The following is a 26,890-nucleotide window of genomic DNA, read 5'->3' as shown; positions in this document are numbered from 1 at the left end:
CATGTGGTTCACGCGCGTCAGCATCAGCAACCCGGTCCTCGCCACGATGATGATGGCGGCATTCCTCGTCATCGGGCTTTTTTCATATCAGCGGCTGAAAGTCGATCAGTTTCCGGACATCACGTTTCCGGTCGTCGTCGTGCAGACGGCGTATCCGGGCGCGTCGCCGGAATCGGTCGAGTCGGACGTCACGCGCAAGATCGAGGAAGCGGTCAACACGATCAGCAGGATCGACGAGATTTCGTCGCACTCGTATGACGCGCTGTCTGTCGTGATCGTGAAATTCGATCTCTCGGTGAACGTGATGCAGGCGGCGCAGGACGTGCGCGACAAGGTGGCGCTGGTGCGCCCCGACTTGCGCGACGGCGTGAAAGAGCCGCGCGTGCTGCGCTACGACCCAGCCGACATGCCGATCGTGACGGTCGCCGTCTCCAACGCGCCGGGCGCGAAACTCACCACGCGCGACCTGACCACCGCCGCCGACCAGATCGTCAGAAAGCGTCTGGAAACGGTGCGCGGCGTGGGATCGGTGTCGCTGGTCGGCGGCGTGAAGCGGCAGGTTCGGATCGACGTGAGTCCGGACCGGCTGCAGGCGCTTTCAGTCGGCGTCGATCAGGTGATCCGCGCGATTCAAAATGAAAATCAGGAGATTCCGGCCGGCCCGCTGACGTCGGCGGGCGTCGAACAGACCGTGCAGATCAAGGGCCGTTTCCAGACGCCCGACGACTTCCGGCGGATCATCGTCGCCCGGCGCGGCGTGAGCGACGCGCACGCGGTCACGCTCGATCAGGTCGCGCAAGTCGTCGACGGGCAGGAGGAGCCGGACAGCATGGCGCTCCTGAACGGCAACCGCGCGCTGTTTTTGTCGGTGGTGAAGGCGCAGGGCGAAAACACCGTCGATGTCGCCGAGGGCGTGCGCGCCGAGGTGAAGGCGTTGCAGGCGTCGCTGCCGCCGGGCGTGAAGCTCGACATCACCGACGATTCCTCGCTCAACATCCAGCACAGTGTCGATGAAGTCAAAGGCACGCTGTTCGAAGGCGCGCTGCTCACCATCGCGATCGTCTTTCTGTTTCTCGGCTCGTGGCGCAGCACGGTCATCACCGGCCTCACGCTGCCGATCGCGCTGATCGGCACGTTCGCGTTCATGTTCGCGGCGGGCTTCACGATCAACGTCATCACGCTGATGGCACTCTCGCTCTGCGTCGGGCTTTTGATCGACGATGCGATCGTCGTGCGCGAGAACATCGTACGGCACGTCGAACTGGGCGCGGATCACCGCACGGCGGCGCTCGACGGCACGAAGGAAATCGCGCTGGCCGTGCTCGCGACCACCTTCTCCATCGTCGCGGTGTTTCTGCCGGTCGGCTTCATGAGCGGCATCATCGGGCGCTTTTTTCACCAGTTCGGCGTGACGGTGGCCGCCGCGGTGCTGATCTCCATGTTCGTGTCGTTCACGCTCGACCCGATGCTCTCGTCCATCTGGCCCGATCCCGACCTTCACGGCAACCGCCGCCGTCACCTCGCGCGCGTGCTCGGCTGGTTCGACGCGCAGATCGAGCGGCTCGCGCGGTTTTATCAGCGGTTGCTCGGCTGGTCGCTCAGGCATCGGGTCGCCACGCTCGGGGCGGCGGCCGTGACGTTTTTCGGCAGCCTCTTTCTCGTGCCGCTGATCGGGACCGAGTTCGTGCCGAACGCCGATTTCTCGATGACGCAAATCGGCCTGAACACGCCGGTCGGCACGTCGCTCGACGCCACCGCCGAGAAAGTGCGCCAAGTGGAAGCGGCGCTCGCCGAGTATCCGGAAGTGCGTTTCAGCTACGCGACCATCAACTCGGGCAACGCGCAGGGCAAGAACAACGCGCTCATCACCGTGCGGTTGAAAGAGCGCCGCGAACGCACGCGCGGCGTGCAGGAACTGAACCAGGCGTTTCGCGCGCGGCTCGCGCGCATCGCGGGCGTGACGATCACGGAAATCGGCATGCCGGATGGCGCGGGATCGACGAAAGCGGTGCAGTTCAGCCTCCAAGGCGACAATCTCGACGAACTCCGGCGCTTGTCGGCCGAAGCGGAACGGCGGCTCGTTAAGATTCCCGGACTCGTCGATCTCGACGCGAGCCTGAAGGACGACAAGCCGATCATCGCGATCGACGTGCGGCGCGAACTGGCGTCGGATCTCGGCGTCGGCGTGGCCGACATCGGCCAGGCGCTGCGCCCGCTCCTGTCGGGCGACGCCATCAGCACGTGGCGCGCCCCGGACGACCAGGACTACGACGTCAGCGTGCGCCTGCCCGCCGCCGAACGCCGCAATATCGACGATCTTTCCAAGTTGATGATCGCCACCACGCGCACCGATTCCAACAACGCGCCCGTGCTCGTGCCGCTGCGGCAAGTCGCCGACCTGACCGAGACGGTCGGGCCGGACGTCATCAGCCGCCGCGATTTGTCGCGCGAGGTCGAGATTTCGGCGAACGTGAACGGCCGCTCGCCGGGCGAAGTCGCCGCCGACGTGAAGAAAACGCTCGACGACATGCATCTGCCCGCCGGCTACCGCTACCGCTTCGGCGGATCGACGAAGAGCATGAACGAGTCGTTCGTCTACGCGGTGCAGGCGCTCGCGCTCGCTGTGATCTTTATTTACATGATTCTGGCTTCGCAGTTCGGCAGCTTCCTGCAGCCGCTCGCGATCATGGCGTCGCTGCCGCTCACGCTGATCGGCGTGTTGCTGGCGCTCTTGCTGTTCGGCAGCACGCTCAACATGTTTTCGATCATCGGTTTCATCATGCTGATGGGACTCGTCACGAAAAATGCCATCCTCATTATCGATTTCGCGAATCAGGCGCGGCGCGGCACGCTCCTCGACGCGTCGGGTCACGGCCGCCGGATGGCGCGCGCGGAAGCCTTGCTGGAAGCCGCGCGCGTGCGGCTGCGCCCGATCCTGATGACCACGCTCGCGATGATCTTCGGCATGCTGCCGCTCGCGCTCGGACTCGGCGAAGGCGGCGAGCAGCGCGGACCGCTCGGGCAGACGGTGATCGGCGGCGTGATTACGTCGTCGCTGCTGACGCTCGTCGTGGTGCCGGTCGCCTATACCGTGCTCGACGACTTCGGCGCGTGGGTCGCCCGCAAATGGCGGCGGCAGGCGGCGCCCGGCGCGACGCGAAACACCCGCGAGGAAATTCAGGCCGTGGCGGAGAACGAAACGCATGAGCCGCGCCGCTGAGTACAGTATTTCTTACCGCGCTGGCATAGAATGACAGCCACTCAGGGCGAACCGTTCCGTCGCCCGTCCATTCACGCCGAAGCGTGACGAAGCGCCTGCACGAGGCTTCCGGCACGCTCCGGCCACAGCCTTTCACCATGCCGACCGCGTCCACCGAATCGCCGCTGTTTCCGCCTCTCGCCCGCCTCGCCGCCGATCTGCGCGAGGGCCGGACCACGAGCCGCGCGCTCGTCGATCAGGCGCTCGCCCGCATCGAAGATCCAGAAGGCCAGGGCGCGACAGTGTTCCTCGAAGTCGATGCCGACGCCGCCCGCGCCGCCGCCGACGCCCACGACGCCTTGCGCCGCGCCGGCACGGTGCTTTCGCCGCTCGCGGGCATTCCGGTGTCGGTCAAGGACCTGTTCGATATCGAAGGCCAGGTGACGCGCGCCGGATCGCGGGTACTCGCAGGCTCGCCGCCCGCGCAAGCCGACGCACCCGCTGTCGCCCGGCTGCGGCGCGCGGGCGCGGTGATCGTCGGGCGCACCAACATGAGCGAGTTCGCGTTCTCCGGACTCGGCCTGAATCCGCACTACGGCACGCCGCGCTCGCCGTATCGGCGCGACGTGGCGGGCGACGAACGCATCGCGGGCGGGTCGTCGTCGGGCGCGGCGGCGTCGGTCGCCGACGGCATGGCCGCCGCCGCGCTCGGCACCGACACCGGCGGCTCGATCCGCATTCCCGCCGCGCTGTGCGGCCTGACCGGCTTCAAGCCGACCGCCTCGCGCATTCCGACTCAAGGCGGCGTCCCGCTCTCCACCACGCTCGATTCGTTCGGGCCGATCGGCCGCTCGGTCGCGTGCTGCGCGCTGGTGGATCGCATTCTGGCCGGGCGGGAGCCTGAGATTCCGGCCAAACGTCCGCTCGACGGCGTGCGGCTCGGCGTACTGACCAATTACGTCACCGAAGGCGTGGATTCGACGGTCGCGAGCGCGCTCGCGGCGGCGCTCGGGCATGTGTCGGCGGCGGGCGCGCTCGTCCACGAGGTCCGTTTCGCCCCGCTCGACCGGCTGCCGGAGATTAACCGGTTCGGATTTTCGGCGATGGAAGCGTATGCGTGGCATCGCAAGCTCGTGGCCGAGCGCCCCGGCGAGTACGATCCGCGCGTGCTGACGCGCATACTTAAGGGTCAGCACGCGAGCGCTGCCGACTATCTCGATTTGCTGCGCGAACGCGCAGCGATGATCGACGCGGCGCGCACGCTCTGGCAGCGCTTCGACGCCATTGTTTGCCCGACGGTGCCGGTCGTGCCGCCGCGTATCGCGGAACTCGAACACGACGACGACGAGTTCGGCCGCACCAACGCGCTCATCCTGCGCAACCCGAGCGCGTTCAATTTCCTCGACACGTGCGCGCTGTCGCTGCCCTGCCATCCGCGCGGCGACGCGCCGGTCGGGCTGATGCTAGTGGGCGCCCCGCGCGGCGACGACGCGCTTGTGTCGATTGGACGCGCGGTGGAGGCCGTGCTCGAATCCACACGCTGACGTTTTCCCGGTAGGCTATCGCGATAGAGATCTCTGGCTTTGCCGCACTTTTTAGTGCATCACCCTCGAATATTGCGAAATATGAATAATTCTCTACACCATTTCACGATGCATCAGGAAGACCGCGTGATGCGGCGTGAACGCCGTCTGCTGGTTTTGCTCGGATTCGTGTGTCTCGCGCTGATCGGCGGGGCGCTTTATCTGCAGTTCGTGAAGCACGAGGACCCCTGTCCGCTGTGCATCATCCAGCGCTACTTTTTCGCGCTGATCGCCGTTTTCGCGTTTCTCGGCGCGGGGTTGAAAGGCTGGCGCGGTATCGCCGTGCTCGAAACGCTCGTGGCGCTATCGGCGCTCGGGGGGATCGTCGCGGCGGCGCGGCACGTGTATGTGCAGGCGCATCCGGGCTTCAGTTGCGGTTTCGACGCGCTGCAGCCGGTTGTCGACAGCTTGCCGCCCGCGCAATGGCTGCCGCAGGTGTTCAAGGTCGCGGGGCTCTGCGAGACAGCCTATCCGCCAATTTTCGGGTTGACGCTGCCGCAATGGGCGCTGGCGGCGTTCGCCGTGATGTTCGTCGCGGTCGCGGGCAGTTTGTACGGCAAACGGCGACTGCGCTCGAATTAAGCGCGCTGGTTTTCAGGGTTCGTCGACTGGCGTTGCCGCGTTCCGGGCAACGCCAGTTTTGCTTGCGCGGCTGCTCTCGGCCAACGCATCGCCCGGCATTTTCGAGATGCCGCGCTTATTTCCCCTTCCCTCCATTTCCGCCTCCGCATAACCTTGATATGTGCATCGCAATATTTTCAAGATATTGCGGTGATATCTTCGGACACTGGATGGCGATCTACGTGCGCCCGGCCGGACCTTTCCGCGCCCGCGTAACGCGCGCCCCGATCCGCAATGTCTCGGGCTACTTTATGACAACGCAAACCATCCGATTTCTGCACCGTGGAGCAATCCGCGAAATTTCCGGCGTACCGGCCACGCGGTCGGTGCTCCAGTACCTGCGCGACGGCGCGCAATGCACCGGCACCAAGGAAGGCTGCGCCGAAGGCGATTGCGGCGCGTGTACGGTCGTGATCGGCGAACTCGACAGCCACGGCGAACCGAGGCTGAAAGCCGTCAACGCGTGCATCCAGTTTCTGCCGACCCTCGACGGCCGCGCGCTTTTCACGGTCGAAGACCTGCGCGACGCGAGCGGCGCGCTGCATCCGGTTCAACAGGCGATGGTCGATTGCCACGGCTCGCAATGTGGCTTCTGCACGCCCGGCTTCGTCATGTCGATGTGGGCGCTCTATCAGAACCACCCCGCCGCCGCCGGTCTCCCGACGCGCGACGAAATCAACACCGCGCTGTCCGGCAATTTATGCCGATGCACCGGCTATCGGCCGATCGTCGATGCGGCGCAGAAGATGTTCGATGCCTCGGAATATCCTCGTCCGCCGTTCGACCGCGATGCCCTCAAACAAGCGCTCGCCGCCATTCGACGCACCGGCACACTCGATTACCGCGCGCCCGACGCGCGCGGCGCAGCGTTCGGCACGCCCGCATTCCTCGCGCCGTCGACGCGCGCCGAATTCGCCCGCCTTCGCGCGGCGCACCCGGACGCGCGCCTGCTCGCGGGCAGCACGGACGTGGGCCTCTGGGTGACGAAGCAATTCCGCGATCTCGGCGACATCCTGTTTATCGGCAACGTCGCGGAACTGAAGACCATTTCGCGCGACGCGCAGCATCTGGAAATCGGCGCGGCGGCCTCTCTCGAAGACGCTTACGCGGCGCTCGCCGCCGATTTCCCCGAACTCGCGGAACTCTGGACGCGCTTCGCTTCGCTGCCGATCCGCAACGCGGGCACGCTCGGCGGCAATGTCGCGAACGGCTCGCCGATCGGCGATTCCATGCCCGCGCTGATCGCGCTGGAAGCCGAAGTCGTGTTGCAGCGCGCTGAAAAAATCCGCTCGATGCCGCTGGACGCGTTCTATCTCGGCTATCAGAAAAGCGCGCTCGAAGCGGGCGAATTCGTCGCGGCGATTCGCGTGCCGCGACCGTCGGCGGCGCTGCGCTTTCGCACCTACAAAGTCGCGAAGCGCTACGATCAGGACATCTCGGCGGTCTGCGCCGCGTTCGCGCTGAAACTCGACGGCGCGCGCGTCACGGGCGTGCGGATCGCGTTCGGCGGGATGGCCGCGACGCCGAAACGCGCGAGCGCCACCGAGGCCGCGCTCTTGCATCGCGAATGGACTGAGGAAACGGTGCGGGACGCGATGCATGCGCTCGACGTCGATTTCCAGCCGCTCACCGATATGCGTGCGTCGAGCGCGTATCGCAGCAAGGTGGCGCGCAATCTGCTGCGGCGTTTCTACCTCGAAACGCGCGATGCCGCGCCGCTCGCGCTACGCGAAGTGAACGCCTTCGCGTTCGACGCGCACGCCGACCACGCGCACTGAAGGAGCCGCCATGAACAAGCGAACCGATCCGCAGGTCGATAGCGCCGCCGACCTGGTGCGCGGTCTGCATCAGGACACGCATACGGCCGAACCGCAGGCGATCGGCGTCGGCCTGCCGCACGAATCGGCCGCGCTGCACGTCAGCGGCGAAGCCGTTTATACGGACGACATCCCCGAATTGCGCGGCACGCTGCACGCGGCGCTCGGACTTTCGCGTCACGCGCACGCGCGGATCGCGGCGCTCGATCTGGACGCGGTGCGCGCCGCGCCCGGCGTGGTTGCGGTGCTGTGCGCCGCCGATGTCCCCGGCGAGAACAACTGCGGTCCCGTTCTCCACGACGACCCGATTCTCGCCGACGGCGTCGTGCAGTATCTCGGCCAGCCGGTCTTCGCGGTGATCGCCGAAAGCTACGAACTGGCGCGGCGCGCGGCGGCGCTCGCGAAAAGCGCGGACGTCGTGCGTTACGAGTCGCTCGAACCGGTGCTCACGCCGCGCGAAGCGAAGGCGCAGAAGCAGTTCGTGCTGCCGCCGCTGCACCTGCGCCGGGGCGACCCGGACGCGCGGATGGCCGCTGCGCCGCATCGTCTCGCGGGCGAATTCGAAGTCGGCGGGCAGGAGCAGTTCTATCTCGAAGGCCAGATCGCATATGCCGTGCCGAAGGAAGCCGACGGGATGCTCGTCTACAGTTCGACGCAGCATCCGAGCGAGATGCAGCACGTGGTCGCGCATATGCTCGACTGGCCGACGCACAACGTGATGTGCGAATGCCGGCGCATGGGCGGCGGATTCGGCGGCAAGGAATCGCAATCGGCGGTGTTCGCGTGCGTCGCGGCGCTCGCGGCGCATCTGTTGCGCCGCCCGGTTAAATTGCGTGCGGATCGCGACGACGACTTCATGATCACCGGCAAGCGCCACGACGCCGTGTACACCTATGAAGCGGGCTTCGACGACGAAGGCCGGATCATCGGCGCGAAGGTCGAAATTGCATTGCGCGCGGGCTATTCGGCGGATTTGTCGGGTGCGGTCGCGACGCGCGCCGTCTGCCATTTCGACAACGCGTACTTCCTGCCCGACGTCGATATCGTCGCGCTGTGCTGCAAGACGAACACGCAGTCGAACACGGCGTTTCGCGGTTTCGGCGGACCGCAAGGCGCGCTCGTGATGGAAGTGATGATGGACGAGATCGCGCATCGCGTGAAGCGCGATCCCGTGGACGTGCGGCGCGTGAATTTTTACGGCGAGGCCGGAAGCGAGGCCGGACGCGAGGCCGGACGCAATACGACGCCTTACGGCCAGACCGTCGAGGACAACGTGATCGCGCCGCTCACCGACGAACTGCTCGCCTCAAGCGACTACGTCGCACGGCGCGCGGAGATCGCGGCCTTCAATGCGGCGAGCCCGGTGCTCAAGCGCGGCATCGCGTACACGCCGGTCAAGTTCGGCATCTCGTTCAACGTGCCTTTCCTGAATCAGGCGGGCGCGCTCGTGCATGTGTACAAGGACGGCTCGGTGCTCGTGAATCACGGCGGCACGGAGATGGGCCAGGGTTTAAACACGAAGGTCGCGCAGGTGGTGGCGAACGCGCTCGGCGTGTCGCTGCCGCGCGTGCGCGTGACGGCCACCGATACATCGAAGATCGCGAACACGTCGGCCACCGCGGCATCGACTGGCAGCGACTTGAACGGCAAGGCGGCCGAGGCCGCCGCGCTCACCATTCGCGCGCGGCTCGCGGCGCTCGCGGCGGCCCAACTCGGCGGCACGGCGGACGCGGTGAGTTTTCACAACGGTGTGGTTGAATCGAACGGTGGCCAGATGCCCTTCGATCAACTCGTCGCGGCGGCCTATCTCGCGCGCGTGCAACTTTGGTCCGACGGTTTCTACGCGACGCCCAAAGTGCACTGGGACGCTAAAACGCTTACCGGCCGGCCGTTTTATTACTTCGCGTATGGCGCGGCGGTGTCGGAGGTGGTTGTCGATACGCTCACCGGCGAGTGGAAATTGTTGCGCGCGGACTTGCTGCACGACGCCGGCCAGTCGATCAACCCGGCCATCGATATCGGGCAGGTCGAAGGCGGTTTTATTCAGGGCATGGGCTGGCTCACGACCGAAGAATTGTGGTGGAACCGCGATGGACGGCTGATGACGCACGCGCCGTCGACCTACAAGATTCCCGCCGTCAACGACGCGCCTGCCGCGTTCAACGTGGCGCTCTATCGCAACGACAACGTGGAGCCGACTGTGTTCGGCTCGAAGGCAGTTGGCGAGCCGCCGCTCTTGCTCGGCTTCTCGGTGTTTCTCGCGATTCGCGCGGCGATCGCGGCGGCGTCGCCCGGTTCCTCCGATGCCCCGCCGCTGCGCGCACCCGCGACGCCCGAAGCGATTCTCGATGCGCTCGACGCGTTCGCCGACACCGCCGCGCCGCTTTCGCCGCAAGCAAATCCCGGCGCGCGCAGTCCCGCGCCGGTAAACTAACGCCTTTTCGCGCGCCGGGCCGACCGTTCCGGCGCACTTTTGCACCCATTATTGGAGCGTCTTCGATGCAAGCCTGGCTGCACGACCTGCAACACCTTCTCGCGCACGGCGACGCCGTCGTGCTCGTGACGGTCGCGCGCGTCGAAGGATCGGCACCGCGCGAAGCCGGCACGAAGATGATCGTGACGCGCGAGGAAGCGCGCCATACGATCGGCGGCGGGCATCTCGAATGGAAGGCGATCGAGACGGCGCGGCAAGTGCTGAAGGACGGCATGCGCAGCCCGCGCATGCGGCGGATCGAACGTTTCGCGCTCGGCCCGAGCCTCGGCCAGTGCTGCGGCGGCGCGGTCGTGCTCGCGTTCGAACGGCTCGACGTCGGCGATCTCGGCTGGGTCACGTCGCTTGCCAAGCGCATGGCGCAAAACGTATCGACAGTGCGCAGCGTCTCGTTCAGCGCCGCGCCCGACGCCGTGATGCTGTCCGATCCCGAACCCGGCGTCGCCGGTCCCGACTGCCTGCTGTGGGACGGCGCGGGTTTCGACGACAGCGGCGCGCTTCTCACCGAAACCATCGCGCCACATGAGTTCGCGGTCGCGCTGTTCGGCGCGGGGCACGTGGGCGCGGCGCTGGTACGCGTGCTCGGCACGCTGCCGTGCCGCGTCACGTGGACCGACGCGCGCGACGCCGCGTTTCCCGCGAAGGCGTATCTGCCGGACAATGTCGTGATCGACGAAAACGATGCGCCCGATTCCGCCGTCGATAGCGCCCCGCCCGGCGCGTATTTCATCGTGATGACGCATAACCACGCGCTCGATCTCGAACTCGCCGAACGTATCCTTCGACGCGGCGATTTTTCGTTCTTCGGCATGATCGGCTCGCATACGAAGCGAAAGCAATTCGAGCACCGGCTCGCGTCGCGCGGCATCGACCCCGCGCGGATCGCCCGCATGATGTGTCCGATCGGCGTGTCTGGAATCGTCGATAAAGCGCCTGAAGTGATCGCGGTTGCCGCGGCGGCGCAAATACTGCAGGCGGTCGAGGCGAATGCACACGCCCCGGCCGCGCATCATCCTGCGTGATTCAACAATAGCCCCTAAATAAAGCCCTAAAAACAGCATGAACCCCACACTCGCAGACAAGATCGCACGCGCGCCGAAGGCCGAGTTGCACATCCATATCGAAGGCTCGCTCGAACCCGAACTGATCTTCAAGCTCGCGCAGCGTAACAACGTGAAGCTCGCGTACGACTCGGTCGAAGCGCTGCGCGCGGCTTACGCGTTCACGGATTTGCAGTCGTTCCTCGACATCTACTACGCGGGCGCGAGCGTGCTGCTGCATGAAGAAGATTTCTACGACATGACCATGGCCTACGTGGAGCGCGCGCTCGCGGACCACGTTACGCACACGGAAATTTTCTTCGATCCGCAAACGCACACGGAACGCGGCGTATCGATCGCAACGGCGGTCGCGGGCATCGAGCGCGCGCTAGCCGAAGGCGAACGGCGCGGCATGACGAGCAAGATGATTCTCTGCTTCCTGCGCCATCTTTCCGAGGACGACGCGCTCGCCACCTACGACGCCGCGCTGCCGCTCTTCGATCAATACGCGCATCGTCTGATCGGTGTCGGGCTGGACTCGTCGGAGAAGGGACATCCGCCGTCCAAGTTCGCGCGCGTGTTCGCAAAAGCCCGTGAAAAAGGGCTCAAACTCGTCGCGCACGCGGGCGAGGAAGGTCCGCCCGCTTATGTCTACGAAGCGCTCGATGTGCTGCAAGTGCATCGTGTCGATCACGGCGTGCGCAGTATCGAAGACCCGGCGCTCGTCGCGCGTCTCGCCGATTCGCGGATCGCGCTGACCGTGTGCCCGCTCTCGAACCTCAAGCTCTGCGTCTTCGACGACATGACGAAGCACACGCTGAAAGACCTGCTCGATAAGGGCGTTGCGGTCATGGTGAATTCCGACGACCCCGCGTACTTCGGCGGCTACGTGAACGCCAACTACTTCGCGATCGTCGATGCGCTGAAGCTCAACGACGCCGAAGCGTACACGCTGCTGAAGAACAGCCTGGAGGCCTCGTTCGTCACGCCGGCCGAACGCGATGCGATGGTCGCCAAACTCGATACGTACTGGCACGCAGCAGCGTAACCAGGAATACAGGCAAGAGAACAACGCAATGAAGATGGAAACAGTAGAAACGGCAGGCGACGACACCACTCCGATCGAACGCTTCTTCGGCATCCGGTCGGCGGGTTCGCGCACCAAGACGGAAATCGTCGCGGGCGTGACCACCTTCCTCACGGCGATGTACATCATCGTCGTGAATCCGGGCATTCTTTCGCAAGCAGGCGTCCCGTTCGCGGCGGCGCTCACGGCGACCGTGATCGTCAGCTTTCTCGGCAGTTGCGCGATGGGTCTCTACGCGCGCAACCCCGTGCTCGTCGCGCCCGGCATGGGCATGAACGCGCTCTTCGCGTTCGTGATGGTCCACGGCGGCAAAATGCCGTGGCAGACCGCGCTCGGCTGTGTGTTCTGGGCGGGCGTGATCTTCGCGGTGCTCGCGGCGTTCAACGCGCGCAAGCTCGTGGTGGATGCCATCCCCGCAAATCTGCGGCACGCGGTGTCGTGCGGCATCGGTTTGTTCATCAGCCTGATCGGGCTCGTGAACGCGAAGTTCGTGATCGGCGATCCGGTCACCATCGTGCATTCGGCGACGCTCAATCCGGTCGTGATCACGTTCCTGATCGGCCTCGCGGTGACGACGATTCTGGTCGCGCGGCGCGTCACCGGCGCGTTGATGCTCGGCATCGTTTTCACCACGCTCATCGCCATTCCGATCGGGCGCGTGTGGGGCGACGGCACCGCGTACTGGCCCGCCGCCATCGCGACGAAAACGCTTGTGAACTGGAACGGCGTGTTCTCCGCGCCGGACTTTTCGGCGCTCGGCCAGCTCGATATTCTGGGCTCGCTGAAAGTGATCTACTGGCCGTTCATCTTCGTGATGCTGTTCACGTCGTTCTTCGACGCGCTCTCCACGTTCATGGCAATTTCCGAGGCAGGCAAGCTCTACGACCGCGACGGCAACCCACGCAACATCCGCCAGTCGATGATGGTCGATTCGTTCGCGGCGCTCATTTCCGCGCCGCTCGGCACGAGCCCGGCCAACGCGTATATCGAATCCGCCGCGGGCATTTCGGCGGGCGGCCGCACCGGCCTCGTCGCCGTGATCGCGGGGCTTTGCTTTCTGCCGTTCCTGTTCCTTTCGCCGCTGCTCTCGCTCGTGCCCGCCATCGCCACCGCGCCCGCGCTCGTGCTGGTCGGCGTGTTCATGATGGAGTCGATCACGAAGATCGAATGGAGCCGGTTCGACGAGGCCATTCCCGCTTTCCTCGCGATGATTCTGATCCCGCTGACGTACTCGATCACGGACGGCATCGCCTACGGTTTCCTCGCGTTCGTCGTGATCAAATTCTTTACCGGCCGACGCCGCGAGATCAAGCCTGCGATGTGGATCGTCGCGGCGCTTTCGCTGGTGCTTCTGACGCAGCTCTGACTGCCATAAATACGGAGACGTTTCACCCATGACTCAAACCGCCTACCGCGCGCAGCTTCTGACCTTCCGGGACGATCCCGCGCACGCCGCCGACGGCGCGATTTTCGAACAGGACGGACTGATGATCGTCGAGGACGGCCGCGTCGTCGCAGCGGGCGGCTATGCCGCGCTGCGCGACACGCTCGCACCCGATGCGAAAGTGGAGAACATGCGCGACAAGCTGATCGTGCCGGGCTTTATCGACTCGCACATTCACTATCCGCAGACCGACATGATCGCGTCGCCCGCGCCCGGTTTGCTGCCGTGGTTGAACACCTACACGTTTCCGACCGAGCGCCAGTTCGAAGATCCGGCGCACGCGCGCGATACGGCGAGCTTTTTCCTCGACGAACTGCTCGCGTGCGGCACGACCACGGCGCTGGTGTACTGCACGGTGCACAAGGAATCGGCGGACGCGTTTTTCGCCGAGAGCGAAGCCCGTAACCTGCGGATGATCGCGGGCAAGGTGCTGATGGACCGCAACTGCCCCGAGTTCCTGCGCGACACGCCGCAGTCGGGCTACGACGACAGCGCCGAACTGATCGGCCGCTGGCACAATCGCGGCCGCCAGCAATACGCGCTTACGCCGCGCTTCGCGCCGACCTCCACCGAGGCGCAACTCGAAGCGTGCGGCGTGCTGGCTCGAAAGCACGAGGACGTTTATATCCAGAGTCACGTCGCGGAAAATCTCGACGAGATCAAATGGGTCGAGAGCCTGTTTCCGGGACATCGCAGCTATCTGGACATTTACGATCACTACGATCTGCTGCGCCGGCGCGCGGTCTACGGCCACTGCATCTATCTCGACGACACCGACCGCCAGCGCATGGCAGAAACCGGCGCGGTCGCGTCGCACTGCCCGACCTCGAACCTCTTTCTCGGCAGCGGCCTGTTCGACTTCGAGAAGGCCGGCGCGTCGAACATGCCCGTCGCACTCGCGACCGATGTCGGCGGCGGCACGTCGTTCTCCATGCTCCAGACGATGAACGAAGCGCACAAGATCGCGCGACTGACGGGGCATCATCTGACGGCGACGCGCATGTTCTGGCTCGCGACCACGGGCGGCGCGAAAGTGCTCGATCTCGACGACAAGGTCGGCACCCTGGCGCCCGGCAGCGAGGCGGATTTCGTCGTGCTGGATGCCACCGCGACGCCGTTGCTTGCACGGCGCACCGCGCGCGTCGAATCGCTTGAGGAACTGTTGTTCGCGTTCGCGCTGCTCGGCGACGACCGCGTGGTGTTCGAAACGTATTCGGCGGGCAAGCGCGTGCATCGACGCGATGCACCGCGCCGCTCGGCGCTCGAACTCGCGGCCTGACGCTGTAGGGGCCGGATCCCGCTAAAAAAACGCCTCGATTTCGAGGCGTTTTTTTTCAACATATGACGAAAGCCGGGGGGTATCTTCAAGCAAAATTTGCGACTTACCGCTAAAGTCTAGCCTTCGCTGCCCGCACATTCGACGCCCGACCGACGCCCGATGAAGCACTTCGCACTGTCCACGCTCGCCGTCGCGCTTGCGGCCTTCTCGGCAACGCAGGCTCACGCGCTCGCGCTCGACGCGCAACTCGACTGCAAGTCGAATCCGCACGCCTTCATCGCACCGCTCCAGCAAAAGCATTTCATCGACGCCAGTCCGATGCGGGTCGAAGCTAATTCGATCAACGCGTTCAGGCCGGTGCACGGCACGGAATTGACGGCGTTCGATTTTGGCGTGTACGCGGTCGTGGCGTATCAGAAGGACGATACGCTTTTCACGCGCGGCAGCGGTGAGCCGATTGCCGAGTCGGCGTATGGGGCTGTTGTGATCGGGCGGGAGAGTTCGGTGGAGGCCAAGGTTCGCGCCGCGGGCAGCGATGCGATGATTCATAGCGTCGCGCCGTTCATTACTGCTATTTTTTGTAAGCAGCAATAGGACGGGGGGTTGGCCCAAGGGGCGCGTGGCATGGATTGAACACCGCTTGGTTGCCTCGCGCTTCTTGGGAACTTGCTTTCATGTGCGTTTATTAGCACGCCGCTTTGCGCGGCAGCAGTCACTTTCTTTCGCTAGCTGCAAAAGAAAGTAACCAAAGAAAGCAGCACGGGGTTCGGCGCCGTGGGGCGGCTTGAGGTGGGTTACGCCGTTTGATTTTCGGGCGCTTCTTGGGAACTTGCTTTCATGTAGGTCTACTAGCACGCGGCTTTGCGCGGCAGCAGTCACTTTCTTTCGCTAGCTGCAAAGAAAGTAACCAAAGAAAGCAGCACGAGGTTTGGCGCCGTGGGGCGGCTTGAGGTGGGTTACGCCGTCTGATGCTCGGGCGCTTTCTGGGAACTTGCTTTCGTGTAGGTCTATTAGCACGCCGCTTTGCGCGGCAGCAGTCACTTTCTTTGGCTAGCTGCAAAGAAAGTAACCAAAGAAAGCAGCACGAGGTTTGGCGCCGTGGGGCGGCTTGAGGTGGGTTACGCCGTCTGATGCTCGGGCGCTTTCTGGGAACTTGCTTTCGTGTAGGTCTATTAGCACGCCGCTATGCGCGGCAGCAGTCACTTTCTTTGCTGCTGCAAAGAAAGTAACCAAAGAAAGCAGCACGAGGTTCGGCGCCGTGGGGCGGCTTGAGGTGGGTTACGCCGTTTGATTTTCGGGCGCTTTCTGGGAACTTGCTTTCGTGTAGGTCTATTAGCACGCCGCTATGCGCGGCAGCGAGGGTGTAATTAGTTTTGTGTAAACGGTCATTTGGCAGGAGACTGCCCGTAACAGGAGCGACGATGACCGTAGCCAAACGCAACAAACGTGCGAAACCCGATCCTGAACTCGTCAAGCTGGCGGACAGGTTGCTGGCGAATTACCAGAAACCCGAGGACCTGGTTGGCGAGAACGGCCTGCTCAAGCAGCTCACCAAGATGCTGGTTGAGCGGGCGCTGGAGACCGAGATGTCCGAGCATCTGGGGCACGGCAAGAGCGAGACCGTCACCAACGCCACGGGAAACACCCGTAACGGTCACAGCGCCAAGACGTTGCAGGGTGAGTTCGGCGAACTACCGCTCGATATCCCGCGTGATCGTCAAGGCGCGTTCGAGCCGAAGCTGGTAGAACGCCATCAGACCCGCTGGTCGGGCTTCGACGACAAGATCATCTCCCTGTACGCACGGGGCCTGAGCGTGCGTGAGATTCAGGGGCATCTGGAAGAGATGTACGGCACCGAAGTGTCGCCCACGCTGATCTCCGCGGTGACCGACGCGGTCAGCGAGGAGGTGAAGCTCTGGCAAGCTCGCCCACTCGACGCGCTGTACCCCATCATTTATCTCGACTGCATCCACGTCAAGGTGCGCGACAGCGGTGCGGTGCGGACTAAGGCGGTCTATCTGGCCATTGGTGTGAACATGGACGGCCACAAGGAAGTGCTGGGACTGTGGATCGCCCAGACCGAGGGGGCGAAGTTCTGGCTGCAGGTGGTCACCGAGTTAAAAACACGCGGCGTGCAGGACATTTTTATCGCCTGCGTCGATGGGCTCAAAGGCTTTCCCGAAGCCATTGAAGCGGTCTATCCGAAAGCAGCCGTGCAGCTTTGCATCGTGCACATGGTGCGCAACTGCCTGAACTTCGTGTCGTGGAAAGTGCAGCGCGAAGTTGCCGCCGATCTGAAGATGATCTACACATCAACGACAGTCGAACTGGCCATGCAAATGCTCGAAGCGTTCGAGGCCAAGTGGGACAAGGACTATCCGTCAATCGGGCAGAGTTGGCGGCGCAACTGGGCACGCGTCGTTCCATTCTTCGACTATCCGCCGGAAATCCGCAAAGTGATCTATACGACCAACGCCATTGAATCGATCAACATGAGCCTGCGCAAGGTGATCAAGACCCGCAGCTCGTTTCCGACCGACGACGCCGTGACCAAGCTGTTTTACCTGGCGCTGAACAACATCAGCAAGAACTGGACGATGCCAATCCGCGATTGGAAGGCAGCTTTGAACCGCTTTACTATCCAGTTCGAGGACAGGCTGATGCCCCGTTAAACCACAACCTGTTTACACAAAATTCGGGACACCCCCGCGGCAGCAGTCACTTTCTTTGCTGCTGCAAAGAAAGTAACCAAAGAAAGCAGCTTATCCGTCTAAGTGTCCACCACGAACCGCAACCGGGAGTGGTACGCAAGCTGATTCGGCCATCGCACCACACTACAAAGTGGAGCCGCTCATTCATCCCCGCAGGCACAAAGTGCCTGCCGGAACGGCATAACAAAAAACCAAACCCAACCCAACCCAACCAAACCAAACCAAACCGAACGCTGGTTGTTAGATATGCCCATCGTCCGAGCGCAGCGAGGATGGAACTGACAAGTGCTGTGCCAATACCAGCGAATGCGAGTTGCCATAGTCAGCCTGCGCGCCTATCCGCAAGGTTATTCGAGGTGGACACTTAGGCGGATAAGCTGCTTTCTTTGGTTACTTTCTTTGCAGCAGCAAAGAAAGTGACTGCTGCCGCGCATAGCGGCGTGCTAATAAACCGACACGAAAGCAAGTTCCCAAGAGGCACCCGAGCATCAGACGGTGTAACCCACCCAAACCAAGCCGCCCCACGGCGCCGAATCCCGTGCTGCTTTCTTTGGTTACTTTCTTTGCAGCTAGCCAAAGAAAGTGACTGCTGCCGCGCATAGCGGCGTGCTAATAAACCGACACGAAAGCAAGTTCCCAAGAGGCACCCGAGCATCAGACGGTGTAACCACCCAAACCAAGCCGCCCCACGGCGCCGAATCCCGTGCTGTTTTCTTTGGTTACTTTCTTTGCAGCTAGCCAAAGAAAGTGACTGCTGCCGCGCATAGCGGCGTGCTAATAGACCTACACGAAAGCAAGTTCCCAGACACCACACGCAGACAAAACCAAAAGCAAACCCCGCGGCTACCGCGCCAACTGTGCAATCCCCGCAATCAGCCGATCAATATCGGCGCCCCCGACCGCTCCCATCGTCGAGATGCGAAACAGTTCCTTCGACAACCCGCCCTGCCCCGCATAGATCACAAACCCGTGCGCCTTGAGCGCATCGTGCAGCACCGGATATGTCACGCCAACAGGCAGCCGATAAGCACGTAGCACGACCGACGACTCATCAGCGGACAACGCACCATCGATCCCCAGCGCAGCAAGTCCCACCCGCGCCTGCTCAGCAAGCGCCGCATATCGCGCGTGACGCGCCCGCCAGCCGCCTTCTTCCTCGAACTCGCGCAACGCCTCCACCAACGCGTAATACGCATGCACCGACGGTGTGAACGGCGTATTACGCTCATCCTGAAGCCGCGCGAGACGCCCAATGTCGAGATAATACGTACGGCTCGCTGCGCCCTTCAACGCGTCGCGACGCACGATCACGAAGGCCGCGCCCGGCACACCGTGCAGGCACTTGTTCGCCGTCGCCGCCACCGCGACGATACCGCCGCCGTCGAAGTCGATCGCCTCCGCGCCGAAGCTGCTCACGCCGTCGAGCAGCAACCCGACGCCGCGCTCACGGCACGCCACGCTCAACGCATCGAGCGGATTGAGCCGCCCCGTCGTGGTCTCGTGATGAATGATCGCGAGGTGCGTGAAGGCGGCCGCCGAGGCGGCAGCATCGTCGAGCCGCGCGATGATCGCGTCGACGTCCGGCGCTTCCATCCACGCGTATTTAACGACTTCGTGGTCGATGTGATACTGGCGCGCGATCTGCGCGATGCGCTCGCCATACACACCATTTTCGACGATCAACAAACGGCCGCCGTCGGGCACGATGCCCGCCGTCATGCTCTCGACCGCCGCCGTGCCGGAACCGGTCATCAACACCGCCGACCAAACCGCCGGATCGAGTTTGTAGGCGGCAAGCAAACGCGTGCGCGCTTCGTCCTGCAAGTCGAAGAACTCGGGTTCGCGGTGGCACAGATCCGTTTGCAACAGACTCTTGCGCACGCGCTCCGACAGCGTGACGGGTCCGGGATTCAGTAGCAGCATCAAGCGTCTCCGAAGGTGGATCGCGCGTCGCGGCGCAGATGGTCCTGCAGGCGGCGGCGCACGTCTTCCGGGGTGATCGACGGGCGCGGCAGGTCGCCGGGCGTGCCGGTGCGGATCGACAAACGCGCGAAGCGCACGCCATCGACGTCGCGTGCTTCGAACAGTCGGTCGATCAACGAAAGGTCGTCGCCATCGAGCGCCAGCGCGTAGCCGCACGCGGACGCGATATCCGCGAACGCGACGCCCGCCGATACGGTCGCCTGGCCGCCCGTCGATTCGTGCGCGCCGTTGTCGAGCAACACGTGGACGAGGTTGGGCGGACCATACGCGCCGAGCGTCGCGAACACCCCCATGCGCATCAGCGCCGCGCCGTCGCCGTCGATCGCGACGACCGTCAGGTCCGGGCGCGAGAGCGCGAGACCGAGCGCCATCGGCGTGACGCATCCCATCGAGCCGACCAGATACAACTGGTTGTCGCGGTCGTCGATGGCATAGAGTTCGCGGCCGCAAAATCCCGTCGATGCCAAGACGACCGTCGAATCCACCGGCGTGTGCGCGATCACGCGCTGCAACGCGTCGTGACGCGTCACGCGTTCGCCCGCGAAGGTCTGAACCTCGGCTCGCGCTGCACGCTTGCGCACACCGGCAAGGCCCGCGGTCTTCAACGGATACGGCGCGACGCTGCCCTTTTGCATCACGAGCGCGTAAGGACGCCCGGTGCGATCCATGTGTGCCGTCGCGCGATCGAGCGCCGGACCGATTGCTCCAGCCTCGGTCGGAAACAGCTCCCACGGAATGTCCATCGTGTCGAGCATCGTGGGCGTGACTGGACCCATCAGCGCGTGCTGCGGTTCGTCGGCGACACCGGGCTGGCCGCGCCACGTCACGATCAACAATTGCGGCAGACGGAACGTCCACGTCATCGACGTGAGCGGACTGACGGCGTTGCCGAGGCCGGAGTTCTGCATCATCGCGATGCCGCGCCGGCCGTTTTGCGCGCCGAGCGCGACGCCCGCGATCAACGCGACCGCATCGCCTTCGTTGGCCGCCGACACGTAGTTGAGCGACGCGTCCTGCAGCACGTAGTTGATGAACGGCGTGAGGTACGAGCACGGCACGCCGGCATACCAGTCGAAGCCACGCTCGCGCGCCGCATCGACGAACTCCGCAGCTTCGATCACGCGCCGCCCTCCGGCGACACTACGCTGCCCGCCCCGCTCGATCCGAACGGCGCCTGGCCGTGCGCGAAATCGCCCGCGCGACGGAAATCGTCGAGGTCGTTCACGCCGCGCCAGTGACCATGCACGTATTGCACTTCGATCTTTTCGCCCGCATCGACGAGCGCGTTGAGCAGCGCGGCCATGTCGAGCGTGTTGAAGCCGTCGCGCGTCTGAAGCGTGGCAAGCGCTTTTAGCAGCCGTTCACGGCCTTCGCCACGCACGTTGAGCAAACCCATCCAGCGGCCTTGCGGCGATCCCGTGCGGGCGTTTCCACGCGCGCTCACGACGTTTTCAAGCCACACTTTGCGGCCGAACAAGGCGCGATCGTCGGCGGCGGAGCAATACGCGAAATCGGTCGGCGCAACGCCTTCGACCGGCGCTTGCGACGAATCCACCACGACGCAAAACTCACTGTCCGTCTCGACCAGATCGCGAAGAATGTAGCTGCGGAACAAGAGGTCGCCGTAGGAAATCACGGTGTCGCCGCTGATCGATTTGGCCGCGCACGCGAGCGACGCGAGTTCGCCCGATTGCGCGTGCTGCTCGTTGACGACAAGACGAATGCCCGAGGTGTCGATCGCGTCCGAGCGATAACCGCCCACGACCGTAATATCGTTGATGCCTTCCTTCTTGAACGCCTCGACGAGATGCCTCAAGAGCGGCTTGCCCGCGACCGGCAGCATCACTTTGGGCCGCTCGGCGGTCAGCGCTTCGAGTCCCGCGCCACGGCTCGCGGCGAGCACGACGGCCGCGCGCGACGCGCTCGACGCCGACAGGTACACGCTCTCGGCGGCCGAATATTCATCGGCGTCCTGGAGGCGGAAGATTTCGTTCACCGAGGCGATACGGTCTTCCACGTTCACGAGCGTCTCGCTTTGGTGGATTTCCTGAGCGATCGCCTGCATCGCCGATGCCGCGCCGCGAATCAGATGGTTGGCCCAGATCACGGTGCTGATGCCCGCCTGACGGAACACGTCGGTCGGCGTGCTGTAGTACTTGGTCGGCACGATCACGAGCGGCCCGCGCCCGGCCCACTCGCGCGCGAAGGTCAGGATCTCGTCGGGCTTGGAAAGCTTGCTGTGAATCAGGATCGCGTCCGCGCCGGCCCGGCGATACGCCTCGGCGCGACGCAGTGCCTCTTCCATGCCCCAGCCCGCGATCAGCGCTTCCACGCGCGCGACGATCGAGAAATTCGGATCGCTTTGCGAGTCTTTGCCCGCCTTGATCTTGCCGCAGAATTCGTCGATATCGGCGAGCGGCTGCGCTTCGCCATTGATGAAACTATTCGTTTTCGGAAACTGCTTGTCCTCGATACACACGCCCGCGATACCGCGCTGTTCCAGCTTCCGCACGAGCCGTCGCACGTTGTTGAAGTTGCCGTAGCCGGTGTCGCCGTCGAGAAGGATCGGCAGATCGCTCGCGTCCGCCATGAATTCGAGCATGTCCACAACCTGCGTCCAGCTCGCTTCGTTGTTGTCGCGCACGCCGAATTGCGCGGAGAGTGCGAGGCCCGATCCCCAGATCGCCTTGAAGCCCGCTTCCTTCACGATGCGCGCGGAAAGGCCGTTATGCGCTTCCATCAGGAATTCGAGGCGATTGCTCTGCAGCATTTCGCGCAGGCGCAGCGTGCGCGAAAAACCAGCGGGAAGTTGAGTGAGCGCGTTCATCGCAATGCTCCGGCTAGCTGGCGCAGTTGCGGCAGGATTTCATCGGCCGCGCGCGTCACGTCGTTCTGAAAGTCGATCTCGATCCACGGCGCGCCAGTCACGTCGGCGATATCGAACACGTGGCTTCGTTCGAGCAACAGGTCGCGCACCGCTTCTTCGTGCGGCAGATTCGCGCGGCCCGTCGCGACATAATGCGCGACGATTTCGCAGAAGCGGCGCGCCGCGTGTTCGTCGAAACGGAAAAATCCCACCGATTCGCCGATGGTGTCGTACTTCGTGCCGACCGCCACTTGCTTCCTCAATTCGACCGGCACGCCGTGATCGACGCACAGTTTCACTGGCTCGTCGCCGGCCTCGAAATCGCGGTCGATCAACAAACGGTTCACGTGCTTGCCCATCACGAGCGGTTCGAGCACGCGCTCGTCGTAGAGCACGTCCGCGTCCATCAGGAGCACGTCGCCGCCGCGCGTCATCGCCTCGGCTGCCGTGTGTACCGACAGCACACTGCCGAGCGAAAACTCGCTGTTCACGACCACTTCGGTCGTTGGCTTCCAGTCGATCGTCGCGAGTTCGGCTTCGACCATTTCATGGCGAAAACCGAGCACGAACACGATCTCGTTCACGCCCGCGGCCTTCAGCAATTGCAGATGACGTTCGAGCAACGACGACTCGCCGAAGCGCAGCAGGCATTTCGGTTTTTGCTGACCCTCCGGCTGGACGAGGCGCAAGCCCATCCCGGCCGCAAGAATAATTGCGCGCATTGTTGTTATCCCAATCGAGGATGAATCAGTCGATCTCCGGCACGCGCGCGAGACGTCGGCGCTGCCAGCCCTTTTCAACGAAATGCAGATAGACGATACCCGGCACGCCGAGCAGCAACTCGCGCGCGCGCTTCGCGAGCGACAGCGCGAGCGCGGCTTCCGGCGGCAAACCGATCAAATGCGCGAGCAGCAGATAACCGCCCTCCTGCACGCCGAGCGAGCCGGGAATCGCGAACGCCGCGCCACGAATGGCCTGACCGAGGCTTTCGAGCATCAGCGCATCAGCCCAGTCCACCGGATGCCCGAGCAATCGCAACGCGAGCCACACTTCGCCCGTCCCGACCAGCCAGCCGATAAGACTCAACGCGAAACTCGCCGCGACCTTGCTGCGTTCGCGATACATCGCGTGGACGGCGGTATCGACGGCGTCGGCGCGCGTCACGAGCGACGACCAATCGCGCTTCGCCGAGAAGCGCGCCGCGAGCGCGGACGCGAACCGCATCGCGCGGCCGAAGAGTCCGCGACGCTGCGCCACGTAGAAGAAATACAGCAGCGCCGCGATCACGCCGATCACGATCATCAGCGGCGTCCGCATGCTTGCCGTGCTTGTGCCGCTTGCGCCGCTCGCGCCGCTCGCATAGCGCCCGAGCATCGCCACGCCGACGAGCGCGAACACGAGTTGCGCGATCGTCTGCAGCGTCGTGCTTACCGTGATGACGGCCGCCGCGTCGCGTGCGCGCAAACCGCGCTGCGTGAGGTAACGGACCATCAGCATCGGCCCGCCGATCTGTCCGGCCGGCATCAGGCTGTTGACCGACTCGCCCGCCCAGCGCGCGAGGAGCGCGTCGCGCATCGTGACATCGCGTTCACGCGGGGAAAACAGCACGCGGATCGCGCCTGCGTCGAGAATCACCGGCAACAGATGGAATGCCGCCAAGCCGACGAGACCCCAGCCGGCCGCGGCCAGGATCGTCGCGACCGAACCGAAGCCCTGCCAGCCGAGCAGCGCGACGAACAGCACGACGCCCGCCGACAACAGGAAAGTTCCGGCGCGGTTCATGCGCGGCCGTTCTTGCCGCCTTTGCGGCGAAAGACCTGCCCGAAGCCGAAGTAGGCGATCGAATCTTTCATGTTCGAGATGAAGCGCTGCCACGGACGCATGTTCGGGTCCGTCACGTATTCGAACGTCAGCGATACGCGCATTTCGTTCGCGCCGAGCGGCGTGATGCGGTGACGCAGTTTGTCGCCGTCGAAGAAAACGAGGCCGCCCGGCGGAATCTGCACCGAGCCGGGTTCGTCGGCGCGTTCCGGCGTGCGCGTATGGAGTTCGTAGTCGAGACGGCAGGACGAGTCGTCGAGCACGCCGAGCAGGAGCGTATAGCGACGGCCGTCGTAGTAGGACGTGTCGTAGTGCCAGCCGATGTGATCGCCCGGGCGCGTATAGAAATACAGCGCGTAGGCGTGGGGATCGTCGGCGGGGGAAACCTGCAGCTTGTCGCCGCTGATCTTCGCAAGCCACTCGATCAGCGCGGGCGACCGGTAAAGGTCCGCGATGAACGGCGCGAGTTGATCGATGGTGTGGCGGCTCACGCTGCCGCCCTGCTTGTGGCCCGGCAGATAATTGCGATTCACGGCGGGCGTCACCGCGTGGACGGCGGCGATGAGACGCGCGGTGAAGTCGCGTGGCAAGAACGTGTCGAGATAGAGAAACGCGCCCCGTTCGTCGAACGATTCATGCAGCGATGCCGTGCGCAGTTCGGCGAGGCGCGCGCCGAGCGCCACGTCGATTTCATGCGCCGTGGGGTCGCGGGCGATCTGCGGCGCTCTCGCCGCGGCCGGGACAAACTCGCTTGCTGTTTCGCTCATTGCACGGCCTGAAAATCGTTGCTGTCGGAACCTTTCGGCGCCGCGCGCTGCGCCATGCGTCGCGCGACCCGCCGGTAATCCACCGCGACCCACGCCGCGAACAGCGGCGCGCCGAGCGCCGACGCGATCAAGAACGGGGTCATCGCGTTCAGCACGGTCACGACCGGCAGCAAATACAAAATGTCCTCGGTTTCGAAACCCGCCACCGACGCCTGCTGTGTGCCCGACTTGCCGATCATCGCCTCGATGCGCATGCGCAGGAAGAAGATCAGCGCGACCGCCACGCCCGCGACGACGCCGAGCCACTCCGCGCCGACGATCATCCCTGGATGATGCACGCCCACATAAAACCCGAGCCCGACGAAGAGCAGCACCGTCACCAGTGCATCGCACGCCAGATCGTAAAAATGACCGATTTTGCTGGACTGTCCGCTGATACGCGCGAGTTCGCCGTCGGTGTGATCGACGAAGTTGGACAACGCGACCAGCAATGCGCCCAGCGTACACAACCAGAATTGCCCCAGCGACAAATAGTAAGCACCGGCGACGCCTATTGCGAGGCGCAGCGTGGTCAGATGATTGGGTGTAACAGGAGTGCCGACGAGCGGCGTAACGAGGCGGCGGGCGAGCCGTGCATCCCATGTGGTGGGCGGCGGCAGGACGCGAATGTGATGAGGTGGCGACTTGGTCATGTCCGCGAATATAGCTCGATTCGCGTTTACTTGCATATGCGGCAAAGCCAGTCCCGGCGCGCGGCGAGCGCCGTTGCGCACCGTTCAGGAGCGCTCAGCAGCATCGATCCGGCACCGTATTTCAGGCGGCGAAACGAAAGCGTCCGAGCGTGCGTAAAAGTTACTTCTTCGCACGCCCGGCTCCAGCCAGCGCGCTCAGGTCTTCTGCGGCGCGCAGACTTCATGCAGTACGTTCAGGCGGCGCACGGGATCGGCGACGAACGGATTCGATTCGTCCCATGCGTAACCCGCGAGCACCGCGCTAATCATGCGACGAATGGACTCACTCTGCTCCGGGTAAAAAATGATGTCCTGGAGTTCGCCGGTGTACCAGCGCTCGACGAACGCACGGAACGTGTCGATGCCACGGCGCAGCGGTTTATCGTAGGCCTTCGTCCAGTCGATCTGCTCGCCCGCGAACTGCCATTCGAGCACCTGCACCGCGAGATGCGCCGAGCGTAACGCGATCGTGACGCCCGAGGAAAACACGGGATCGAGGAATTCGCCCGCGTTGCCGAGCAGCGCGTAACCCGGCCCGTGCAGCCGCTCGACGTTCGCCGAGTAGCCGCCGATATGCCGCGCGGGCATGCAGAACGGCGCATCGCCGATCAATCCGCCGATAGTCGGCTCGGCGCGGATCAGCGAGCGCAGCAGCGCGTCGCGCTCGGCTTCCGGCACGTCCAGAAAGGCGCTCTCGGCGACGCAACCGACCGACGAGCGGCCTTTCGCGAGCGGGATCATCCAGAACCAGACGTCGCGATGCTCGGGATGCACGCCGACGATGATCTTGTCGCGGTCCGTCGTGCCTGCCGGAATGTGGTCCATCACATGCGTGAAAAGCGCGCTGCGCACCGGAAAGCGCGTCGGCGCTTCGAGGTTCAAAAGGCGCGGCAGCACGCGGCCGAAACCGCTCGCATCGAACACGAAACGCGCATTCACGCGATACGCGCGGCCCGTTTCATCGACGACATCGAGCACGGGCGCATCGCCCGTCTGGATCGCGCGGACCTCGTGACCGAAACGCACGTCCGCGCCCGCTTTTGCCGCACAGTCGATCAAAATCTGATCGAACGCCGCGCGCTCCACCTGATACGTCGTGCCCCAGCCGGGCGTGTGCTTGTCGCGGAAATCGTAGGCCGTCGATTCGCCGTTGCGCACGAAACGCGCGCCGTTCTTGTACTGAAACCCCGCTTCGACGACGGCCTGCAGCATGCCCGCCTCTTCGAGATAGGCCATGCTTTGCGGCAGCAAACTCTCGCCGATCGAAAAACGCGGGAACTGCTGGCGCTCCAGCACGAGCACGGAACGGCCGCGTTTTCGCAGCAGCGCCGCCGCCACCGCGCCCGACGGCCCCGCGCCGATAATCGCCACATCGACGCTCATGTCGTCCATCTGGCCCGGCGTCTCTTTCACTACATCGTTCATGCTCGTTGTGCTCCGTTCACTTCGC

General features: G+C 64.1%; 19 protein-coding genes. 11 read left to right on the top strand and 8 right to left on the bottom strand.

Annotated features, from left to right (window positions below; genetic code table 11):
- The first annotated feature begins 1 nt into the window (after window position 1).
- The 11 genes from AC3D25_RS05435 to AC3D25_RS05385 all read left to right on the top strand — a co-directional run bounded on the left by AC3D25_RS05435 (window position 2) and on the right by AC3D25_RS05385 (window position 17,233).
- Window positions 2-3,220, top strand: coding sequence for an efflux RND transporter permease subunit (locus tag AC3D25_RS05435; protein ID WP_488887432.1), 3,219 nt, complete (start codon window positions 2-4; stop codon window positions 3,218-3,220).
- Between the two features lie 137 nt (window positions 3,221-3,357).
- Window positions 3,358-4,743, top strand: a complete 1,386-nt coding sequence (locus AC3D25_RS05430; RefSeq protein ID WP_488889608.1) for an amidase — start codon at window positions 3,358-3,360, stop codon at window positions 4,741-4,743.
- A gap of 108 nt (window positions 4,744-4,851) precedes the next feature.
- Window positions 4,852-5,364, top strand: a complete 513-nt coding sequence (locus tag AC3D25_RS05425) for a disulfide bond formation protein B (RefSeq protein ID WP_488889607.1) — start codon at window positions 4,852-4,854, stop codon at window positions 5,362-5,364.
- A gap of 290 nt (window positions 5,365-5,654) precedes the next feature.
- Window positions 5,655-7,181, top strand: coding sequence for a xanthine dehydrogenase small subunit (gene xdhA, locus AC3D25_RS05420; RefSeq protein ID WP_488887431.1), 1,527 nt, complete (start codon window positions 5,655-5,657; stop codon window positions 7,179-7,181).
- Between the two features lie 10 nt (window positions 7,182-7,191).
- Window positions 7,192-9,654 carry a xanthine dehydrogenase molybdopterin binding subunit gene (gene xdhB, locus AC3D25_RS05415; protein ID WP_488887430.1) on the top strand — a complete coding sequence of 821 codons (2,463 nt, stop codon included), beginning with the start codon at window positions 7,192-7,194 and terminating at the stop codon, window positions 9,652-9,654.
- Window positions 9,655-9,719: 65 nt separating this feature from the next.
- The gene (gene xdhC / locus AC3D25_RS05410) at window positions 9,720-10,733 is read left to right on the top strand and encodes a xanthine dehydrogenase accessory protein XdhC (protein WP_488887429.1); all 1,014 of its coding nucleotides are present in this window, start codon (window positions 9,720-9,722) and stop codon (window positions 10,731-10,733) included.
- Between the two features lie 37 nt (window positions 10,734-10,770).
- Entirely contained in the window at window positions 10,771-11,799 is a 1,029-nt protein-coding gene (locus AC3D25_RS05405) for an adenosine deaminase (RefSeq protein ID WP_488887428.1), read from the top strand.
- Window positions 11,800-11,833: 34 nt separating this feature from the next.
- Entirely contained in the window at window positions 11,834-13,204 is a 1,371-nt protein-coding gene (locus AC3D25_RS05400; RefSeq protein ID WP_488887427.1) for an NCS2 family permease, read from the top strand.
- Window positions 13,205-13,232: 28 nt separating this feature from the next.
- Complete coding sequence (guaD, locus tag AC3D25_RS05395) at window positions 13,233-14,561, top strand: guanine deaminase (RefSeq protein WP_488887426.1); 1,329 nt, start codon at window positions 13,233-13,235, stop codon at window positions 14,559-14,561.
- A 159-nt stretch (window positions 14,562-14,720) separates the two neighbouring features.
- Complete coding sequence (locus tag AC3D25_RS05390) at window positions 14,721-15,155, top strand: hypothetical protein (protein WP_488887425.1); 435 nt, start codon at window positions 14,721-14,723, stop codon at window positions 15,153-15,155.
- 827 nt (window positions 15,156-15,982) lie between these two features.
- A complete protein-coding gene (locus tag AC3D25_RS05385) occupies window positions 15,983-17,233 on the top strand; it encodes an IS256 family transposase (RefSeq protein ID WP_488887153.1) in 1,251 nt (416 codons plus the stop codon).
- 882 nt (window positions 17,234-18,115) lie between these two features.
- On the opposite strand, the gene AC3D25_RS05380 is transcribed toward AC3D25_RS05385, so the two are convergent.
- The 8 genes from AC3D25_RS05380 to AC3D25_RS05345 form a co-directional block, all read right to left on the bottom strand.
- Window positions 18,116-19,195 carry a 2-aminoethylphosphonate aminotransferase gene (locus AC3D25_RS05380; protein WP_488887424.1) on the bottom strand — a complete coding sequence of 360 codons (1,080 nt, stop codon included), beginning with the start codon at window positions 19,193-19,195 and terminating at the stop codon, window positions 18,116-18,118.
- Window positions 19,195-20,376 (bottom strand): phosphonopyruvate decarboxylase, encoded by a 1,182-nt coding sequence (gene aepY, locus AC3D25_RS05375; protein ID WP_488887423.1) that lies wholly within the window; start codon window positions 20,374-20,376, stop codon window positions 19,195-19,197. Before aepY ends, AC3D25_RS05380 begins: the two co-directional genes overlap by 1 nt.
- The gene (gene aepX, locus AC3D25_RS05370) at window positions 20,373-22,082 is read right to left on the bottom strand and encodes a phosphoenolpyruvate mutase (protein ID WP_488887422.1); all 1,710 of its coding nucleotides are present in this window, start codon (window positions 22,080-22,082) and stop codon (window positions 20,373-20,375) included. The genes aepY and aepX overlap by 4 nt, the downstream gene beginning before the upstream one ends.
- Window positions 22,079-22,843, bottom strand: a complete 765-nt coding sequence (locus tag AC3D25_RS05365) for a phosphocholine cytidylyltransferase family protein (RefSeq protein ID WP_488887421.1) — start codon at window positions 22,841-22,843, stop codon at window positions 22,079-22,081. Before AC3D25_RS05365 ends, aepX begins: the two co-directional genes overlap by 4 nt.
- A 25-nt stretch (window positions 22,844-22,868) precedes the next feature.
- Window positions 22,869-23,903: a flippase-like domain-containing protein gene (locus tag AC3D25_RS05360; protein WP_488887420.1), complete on the bottom strand. Its 1,035-nt coding sequence runs from the start codon at window positions 23,901-23,903 to the stop codon at window positions 22,869-22,871.
- On the bottom strand, window positions 23,900-24,709 hold the full coding sequence (locus tag AC3D25_RS05355) for a HalD/BesD family halogenase (RefSeq protein WP_488887419.1): 810 nt from the start codon (window positions 24,707-24,709) through the stop codon (window positions 23,900-23,902). Before AC3D25_RS05355 ends, AC3D25_RS05360 begins: the two co-directional genes overlap by 4 nt.
- Window positions 24,706-25,401 (bottom strand): CDP-alcohol phosphatidyltransferase family protein, encoded by a 696-nt coding sequence (locus AC3D25_RS05350; protein ID WP_488887418.1) that lies wholly within the window; start codon window positions 25,399-25,401, stop codon window positions 24,706-24,708. The genes AC3D25_RS05355 and AC3D25_RS05350 overlap by 4 nt, the downstream gene beginning before the upstream one ends.
- 195 nt (window positions 25,402-25,596) lie before the next feature.
- Window positions 25,597-26,832, bottom strand: a complete 1,236-nt coding sequence (locus AC3D25_RS05345) for an NAD(P)/FAD-dependent oxidoreductase (protein WP_488889606.1) — start codon at window positions 26,830-26,832, stop codon at window positions 25,597-25,599.
- Between the last annotated feature and the right edge of the window lie 58 nt (window positions 26,833-26,890).

Source organism: Caballeronia sp. SL1002, from assembly GCF_057814995.1.
This window is presented reverse-complemented; position numbering and strand designations above follow the sequence as displayed.

Bases quoted from the DNA above. Each gene is read 5' to 3' on its own strand.
- AC3D25_RS05400 (WP_488887427.1), top strand. From the start codon at position 11,834: ATGGAAACAGTAGAAACGGCAGGCGACGACACCACTCCGATCGAACGC.
- aepX (WP_488887422.1), bottom strand. From the start codon at position 22,082: ATGAACGCGCTCACTCAACTTCCCGCTGGTTTTTCGCGCACGCTGCGC.
- AC3D25_RS05425 (WP_488889607.1), top strand. From the start codon at position 4,852: ATGCATCAGGAAGACCGCGTGATGCGGCGTGAACGCCGTCTGCTGGTT.
- AC3D25_RS05405 (WP_488887428.1), top strand. From the start codon at position 10,771: ATGAACCCCACACTCGCAGACAAGATCGCACGCGCGCCGAAGGCCGAG.
- guaD (WP_488887426.1), top strand. From the start codon at position 13,233: ATGACTCAAACCGCCTACCGCGCGCAGCTTCTGACCTTCCGGGACGAT.
- AC3D25_RS05345 (WP_488889606.1), bottom strand. From the start codon at position 26,832: ATGGACGACATGAGCGTCGATGTGGCGATTATCGGCGCGGGGCCGTCG.
- AC3D25_RS05385 (WP_488887153.1), top strand. From the start codon at position 15,983: ATGACCGTAGCCAAACGCAACAAACGTGCGAAACCCGATCCTGAACTC.
- AC3D25_RS05430 (WP_488889608.1), top strand. From the start codon at position 3,358: ATGCCGACCGCGTCCACCGAATCGCCGCTGTTTCCGCCTCTCGCCCGC.
- xdhB (WP_488887430.1), top strand. From the start codon at position 7,192: ATGAACAAGCGAACCGATCCGCAGGTCGATAGCGCCGCCGACCTGGTG.
- AC3D25_RS05435 (WP_488887432.1), top strand. From the start codon at position 2: ATGTGGTTCACGCGCGTCAGCATCAGCAACCCGGTCCTCGCCACGATG.
- xdhA (WP_488887431.1), top strand. From the start codon at position 5,655: ATGACAACGCAAACCATCCGATTTCTGCACCGTGGAGCAATCCGCGAA.
- AC3D25_RS05365 (WP_488887421.1), bottom strand. From the start codon at position 22,843: ATGCGCGCAATTATTCTTGCGGCCGGGATGGGCTTGCGCCTCGTCCAG.
- AC3D25_RS05355 (WP_488887419.1), bottom strand. From the start codon at position 24,709: ATGAGCGAAACAGCAAGCGAGTTTGTCCCGGCCGCGGCGAGAGCGCCG.
- AC3D25_RS05380 (WP_488887424.1), bottom strand. From the start codon at position 19,195: ATGCTGCTACTGAATCCCGGACCCGTCACGCTGTCGGAGCGCGTGCGC.
- AC3D25_RS05350 (WP_488887418.1), bottom strand. From the start codon at position 25,401: ATGACCAAGTCGCCACCTCATCACATTCGCGTCCTGCCGCCGCCCACC.
- AC3D25_RS05390 (WP_488887425.1), top strand. From the start codon at position 14,721: ATGAAGCACTTCGCACTGTCCACGCTCGCCGTCGCGCTTGCGGCCTTC.
- xdhC (WP_488887429.1), top strand. From the start codon at position 9,720: ATGCAAGCCTGGCTGCACGACCTGCAACACCTTCTCGCGCACGGCGAC.
- AC3D25_RS05360 (WP_488887420.1), bottom strand. From the start codon at position 23,903: ATGAACCGCGCCGGAACTTTCCTGTTGTCGGCGGGCGTCGTGCTGTTC.